The following is a 6,240-nucleotide window of genomic DNA, read 5'->3' as shown; positions in this document are numbered from 1 at the left end:
TGGCGCCCGGCGGCGAGGCCTCGCCCGGTGGTCAGTGGCACCCTGATGGCGCGGGTGACCAGCGCCAAACCCGACGACATCTACGCCTGGCAGGATGCCTCGGGCCTGTACCGGGTAAAGTTTGATGCCGACCGCGACGACAAACGCAAAGGTATGGAAAGTATGCCGGTGCGTCTGGCGAAACCTTATGGCGGGCACAAATATGGTTTCCACTTCCCGCTGGTTCAGGGCACCGAAGTGGCGATAGCCTTTCACGAAGGCGACCCGGACCGGCCGTATATCGCCCACGCCCTGCATGATTCCCGGCATATTGACCCGGTTACGGAACTGAACAGCACCCGCAATGTGGTGAGAACTGCAGGGCGGAATAAGCTGCGCATGGAAGACAAGCGCGGAGCGGAACACGTCAAACTCAGCACTGAATACGGCGGCAAGACCCAGCTGAACCTGGGCCACAATGTGAATGCTGAAAGAAAACGGCGTGGCGAAGGGGCGGAGTTGCGTACCGACAGGCATGTTGCCATCCGTGGTGGCGCCGGGGTGTTTATTACGGCAGATAAGCAGCCATCGGCCAGTGGAATGATGCTGGAGATGTCCGCAGCACTGAGCCAGCTACAAAAAGCGCAGGGCCTGGTGGAGTCATTAAACAGTGCAGCACAGGCAGCAAGAGCAGAGCTGGCAGATTTACAAACACAAAAACAGTTACTGAACGAGACGCTGGCAGAGCTTAAAAATGCGGCGTTGTTATTGTCTGCACCGGACGGAATAGCACAGGTAACGCCAAAAACATTGCAGTTATCTGCCGGAGAAAATATCACGGCAGTCAGTGGCGGCAGTACTGATTTTAGTATTCTAAAAAAAATGACAGTGGCTGCCGGTGAGCGAATCAGCCTGTATGCCCAAAAGCTGGGAATAAAATTATTTGCCAGTAAAGGCAGGGTGGAAATTCAGGCACAGGGCGATGAAATGACGCTGGATGCACTGAAGGATGTGCGGGTGAGCAGCAGCGAAGGGAAAATAATCATCAGCGCGAAACAGGAAATTATTCTGACCAGTGGTGGCGGGTATATCCGTATTGCAGACGGAACGGTGGAATGTTCCGCGCCGGATAAAATTATTGAGCGTGGAGCCGTCTGGCAAAAATTCAGTGGGCAAAGTGCCAGCCAAATGTTTAACCAGTATCAACAGGGCAATTTTGAATTACAACCCTTATTGGTGTGGGGAGGAACTGGCGACGCAGTAGTGAATCGCAAGGCAACAGTCAGTAGTGATACAGGCAGTAGTGTTGAAAAAACATCAGCAAAGGGTAATGCCCCTATGCAAAATTTTAATGCGGCCGGGAGTATGGATCTTATCCTGAGTAAAGAGGACGAAGAATGAAAGAGGCTGACAATATTGTAAATATATACCCGGAATATGATGGTGCCGGGAATGCCCATTATAAATTATTCAGCCAACCCAAAGGTGGAAAGCTTATTCAGCAATGTGTTGTCTACCCGGAGCGGGTAATACCAATAATTTTTATTCCAGGTGTGATGGGAAGTAATCTTAAAAGTACACGATATGAAGGAGAGAAAGTTTGGAACCTGGATAGTTTAGTGGGTATTGCGAATTCCTGGTTTGCTGCAAAGGCTACTGTAAGAAAAGAAAAACTGTCGCCATTAACTACTGAAGTGGATGACAGTGGAAAGGTCGACGAAAAAGCGGAACCATTTCTGCTGCTAACGCGCAAAGAGCGTGGCTGGGGGAGTGTGGCATACACCAGTTATGCCCCTTTTCTTTGCTGGTTGCAGGATGTACTGAATGATTTTGGCCCCATGGAAAACAGCGAGCGCGGGAAATTACTTAATAGTGTGCAACCCATGGAAACGGGTGAAATTACCCTGGAAAAAGCGGAAGTGGAGTTAACGTATCGCTATCTCTACCCGGTGTATGCCATGGGGTACAACTGGCTAAAGTCCAATACTGATTCAGCGCATCAGTTAGGCAAAAAAATAAAAGAGATAACAGAGTTCTACCAGAGCAAAGGCAGAAAATGTGAAAAAGTGATCCTGGTCACCCACTCCATGGGGGGGCTGGTTGCGCGCCACTATACCCAAAACATGGGGGGAGAAGAACATGTACTGGGGGTGGTGCATGGGGTTATGCCCGCACTGGGTGCCGCCGCCACCTACCGCAGGATGAAAGCAGGCACTGAATACCCGGCAGGCAGGGTGGACGGGTGGATAGGCTCCCAGGTACAGGGGGGAGATGCCGAAGCCATGACAGCGGTGTTAGCTCAGGCACCCGGCCCGCTACAGTTACTACCTGGCAAGGCTTATGGTATGCGCTGGTTAAAAATAATGGACGGTGAAGACGTCCTCTTTTTCCCTAAAGAAGACCCTTACCGTGAAATTTATCTGCAAAGAAATAAATGGTGGGGGTTATGTGATGAGCATTTTATCAATCCTGAATTAAATTCAAAGTTAATAAAAAATGACAAGGACTGGTATCGTTATGAGGAAATAATTAAAGATGAGGTGAGGCCTTTTATAGAAGACCTTTATGGTAAATACCATCCGAATACCTACGCATTTTATAGTGCCGATAAATCCTTTTTATCTTATGGCGATGTTTGCTGGCAGTCAAAAACCCCGTTTATTGAACAGTGGGTGAATCAGGGGCGCAGCAGAAATGTGGAGAATGGGCGCCCACTCGATAAAACCGAGAAATTCAACAGGCGTACGGTATCTGCACCTCTTGCCGGGGAGGGGTGGGCTCAGGGGATCTACCAGTCCTGGCGACTGCTGCCCCCGGGAGAGGCCGGTGATGGCACGGTGCCGGTGCGCTCCGGGCGTATAGCGGCACATTATTTACGGGCGCGTTACCAGGTTTCGGTTGGGCATGAGTCCGCTTATAAGCATAAACAGGCGCAGCAGTTTACCCTGCGGGCACTGGTAAAAATCATCCAGGATATACAACAGACGGCACTGGCTTATTAATGAAAATAAACAAATTACCCTGGGTAGTGGCGGTACTGGTTGCGGCCTGCACCGGTTATTACCTGTTTAACAGCTACCCACCCAAAATCAGGTTAACAGCGCAGGAGGAAAACACAGTGAATACTTTTATGGAAGAAACCACCACCCGGTGTGTGGGGCGTTACCTGATAGACATGCCGGCCTCTTTTTCTGTGGAAAGCGGCAATGTGCTGGCTTTTATCAATAAGGCGCCGGTTACCACAAAGCGGCTCTACCGCCCGGCATTTGAGCAGAAAATCCGGCGGCGGGAAGCGGAATTAAGGCGCACCAGAACAGTCAACCCGCTGAATATGCCTTTTCTGAAAGCGGTACATGCACTGCCGGCTGGTATGGAGGGGGTAATATTTGAAAGGAATGTAAATAATTCAGTACCTGATTCTGCCAGAGTATTGGAGGCACATCTGTATACCAATGGTGTGGCGGTGGAAATTGAGGTGCGGGCAAGAAATGGATTATCCTCCCGCTACGATGAGGACAGAAAAGATACTCCGAATATTTATGGTAATACGGTACCAGAAAAACAAGCAGAGTTGCTCTGGTTACTAAAAAGAATTTCCGGAAAGAAAGAAACAGAGATACCGTATCAGGCGGGTTTCTGCCTGCCGGAGATTTTTATTGCCGATGGCGGGCTCAGTGTTAAAGAGGAACTTGATGTTACGTATTACTCGAAAAATAATCCTGCCATTGATATTTATTTTTCGACAGATAACTACAGCAAGTCAGATGATACGATGCTGAGCCGGCCTGCGGAAATAAATAAAGAAATAGCCGCTTTTTCCGGAAAGACGATACGGAAAGGTGTGCGGAAAATAAATGGTCTGTATACCGAGGAATGGCTGGTTTCCGGAAATACGGATAATGAAGAGAAAGCCAGGCGTTTTGTTCTGCAGGCCAATGAAAATATCACCCACCCCCACTCCCCCTGGCTGTATATCAGTTTCCTGCAACAGGGCCTGTCGGAAGATAACGCGTTATCAGAAAATGAGGCAGTCAGTGTCTGGGAACAAATCACCGGCACACTGAGACTGCGCCCCGGCGCATTTGGGTGGTAGGCCACACCAGCCAGCGTTCTCACAGAAAATATGTCACATGTATGAGTAAATTATTATAGTTTTTTTCTTTGAATGCACTAATAAACAGTGAAATGGAATGTTTTATAATTGAAGGAGATTCATATGGCAGCATTAGTCTGTTTGGGCGACTCAACCACACATGGTGGAAAAGTTATCTCAGCATCCTCTACAATGTATATTAATGGTGTTCAGGTGGCATTAGTTGGCGACCTGGTTTCCTGCCCGATGCCATTCCATGGCACCAACCGAATTATTGAGGGTAATCCAGGTGTAACGGAAGAGGGTATTCCCGTGGCAGTAGATGGTTGTCTTTGTGAATGCGGTTGCCGGGTTATCAGCTCTTTTGTTGAAAATACTATCGAGCCATAATTATGTTATGGCTTATTCCTGATATACCTGAAATGCGACCATTCTCCCGGCCTGATAATAAAAAATTGAGTGTGGTTCTTCTTGTAATGCTAACTCTGGGAGGTGGGGGAAGTCTTTTTCTTGGGGAAGTGACAAGCTATGGGCAAATTTTTCTTTACGGTATATTGCCTGCTTTCTTTGTGTGGAGTTTGGTGTATGGGTATATCTGGCTCCGTTATCAGCAATTAGTTAACAGCATGTTGTTATGGAATAATGAGACTGAGCAAACAAAATTGCGTTGGCGTCATTGGTGTATACGGCAGTGGTGCATTGTGGGGAATGTTGTGCTGACTGCGGAGGAAAATGGTGTAAAGGCTCTTCTGGGTGATTATGCAAAAATACCTGCTTATCCTCAAAAAACACGGCCATTACACACTCGTCTTCCTTACATACATCACCGTTTTCAATATGTTGATGAACAGATGGAAAAGCAATGCCCGGGGTACCGACATTTTCTGCATACAGTAAAAATAATGTTAGCAGAGCCAAAGCAGCAGTCACAGGTGAGTATGGCTATTTATGCTCAATGGGATTTGTATCCTGAGTATATTACCTCAATAGATGAAGCCCTGTCTGATACTGATGGTGGCAAAACAACGCTTGTTATTTGTCTTCAGGATTGGCAAAGTGAGAGTAACACAAAATATAGTGAGTTCATTACTGCTCAGTTAATTTCACCGGCTGAACAGGTATTGCAATATGCATTACCTGTTCAGGCCGGGGTGGGCAGGGTGCTGTCTTCTGATGATCTTAAAAACGCACTGAATATATTTTCTGAGTATATTTTGGTGCCATCTGTTGAGTTACATCATATATGGTTGACTGGGCTAAATAGTGAAGACCGGATAACTGTTATCCGTCATGCCAGTGAACGGCAGTGGCAATTGCCTCATAAGCAGCCATTTCATTCAATTGACTATTCTTTTGGCCCACCAGGTCCCTTGTCTTTTCCCCTGTCTGTTGCACTCATGGTGGATGCGGCCATACATACAGAAAAAATACAACTGGTTATTTCCGGGCAAAAAGAAAGCGGTTATTCACTTTGCCTGATCACACGGGAGCTATTTTCATGACAGCAGGAAAATCCTCACCGGGAACTACAACTCATTACAGTATAACCGGATACCTTATTCTTATTGTCGGGCTTGCGGGGATTAGTGCACTGTTGCTGTTTCTGAACCAGGATCGGGTTATTGCTAATGGAGCTCAGGTTCACATAGCCTGGATTATTTGGGGAAGTGTATTTTCAGCTTTGTTACTGATGGTGGCAGTTTTACCCCTCAGGTTAAAACAGCAATTTAAAAAAGAACAACGGATATACCAGCCTGATAATATTTATGCTAATCAGGTTAATTCGGTTGTTAAAATGCAGAAAACTACACATCCTGCATTTATCGCGCTGCGGCAACATCTTCACCACCTCCACGGCCGTTTCTGGCAGCACAAAATCCGCATGCTGCTGGTAACCGGGACGGTTTCTGATGTGGAGCAACTGGCGCCGGGCCTCACCCGTGAGCGCTGGCTGGAAGACGGCGGTACCCTGCTGTTGTGGGGCGGAGACCCGTCTGAGCCTGCCGATAACGCCTGGCTGGCGGCGCTGGGTAAGCTGCGTTACCGCCCGGCAGATGGCCTGGTGTGGGCGACTTCCGCTTTCGACCAGCTTGCCACGACCAACCCGGAACCCCCGCGCCCGCTACCTTCAGGCAGTGAGATGAACGCGCTGGTGCATGCCCTGCGTG

At 48.2% G+C, this 6,240-nt stretch carries 5 protein-coding genes and 1 pseudogene; all 6 read left to right on the top strand.

Translation table 11 applies throughout. The annotated features are described in order from the left end of the window. Positions 1-1,380, top strand: a 1,380-nt coding sequence (locus tag A9B99_RS12970) for a DUF2345 domain-containing protein (protein WP_231889189.1), incomplete at its 5' end; no start/stop codon positions are given. After that, complete coding sequence (locus A9B99_RS12965; protein WP_064598130.1) at positions 1,377-2,981, top strand: esterase/lipase family protein; 1,605 nt, start codon at positions 1,377-1,379, stop codon at positions 2,979-2,981. The genes A9B99_RS12970 and A9B99_RS12965, both read left to right, overlap by 4 nt. After that, a complete protein-coding gene (locus A9B99_RS12960) occupies positions 2,981-4,072 on the top strand; it encodes a T6SS immunity protein Tli4 family protein (RefSeq protein WP_064598128.1) in 1,092 nt (363 codons plus the stop codon). Before A9B99_RS12965 ends, A9B99_RS12960 begins: the two co-directional genes overlap by 1 nt. Before the next feature lie 123 nt (positions 4,073-4,195). After that, positions 4,196-4,462, top strand: a complete 267-nt coding sequence (locus A9B99_RS12955) for a PAAR domain-containing protein (protein WP_064598127.1) — start codon at positions 4,196-4,198, stop codon at positions 4,460-4,462. Between the two features lie 2 nt (positions 4,463-4,464). Beyond that, entirely contained in the window at positions 4,465-5,574 is a 1,110-nt protein-coding gene (locus A9B99_RS12950; RefSeq protein WP_064598125.1) for a hypothetical protein, read from the top strand. Next, positions 5,571-6,240: pseudogene (locus A9B99_RS12945) on the top strand (hypothetical protein); the annotation flags it as partial. The gene A9B99_RS12950 and the pseudogene A9B99_RS12945, both read left to right, overlap by 4 nt.

The sequence above is a fragment of the Mangrovibacter phragmitis genome (assembly GCF_001655675.1).
In the GTDB taxonomy this organism is placed as follows: Bacteria; Pseudomonadota; Gammaproteobacteria; order Enterobacterales; family Enterobacteriaceae; genus Mangrovibacter; species Mangrovibacter phragmitis.
Note: the sequence above shows the minus strand (reverse complement) of the source record. Positions and strands in the feature narration are given on the sequence as shown.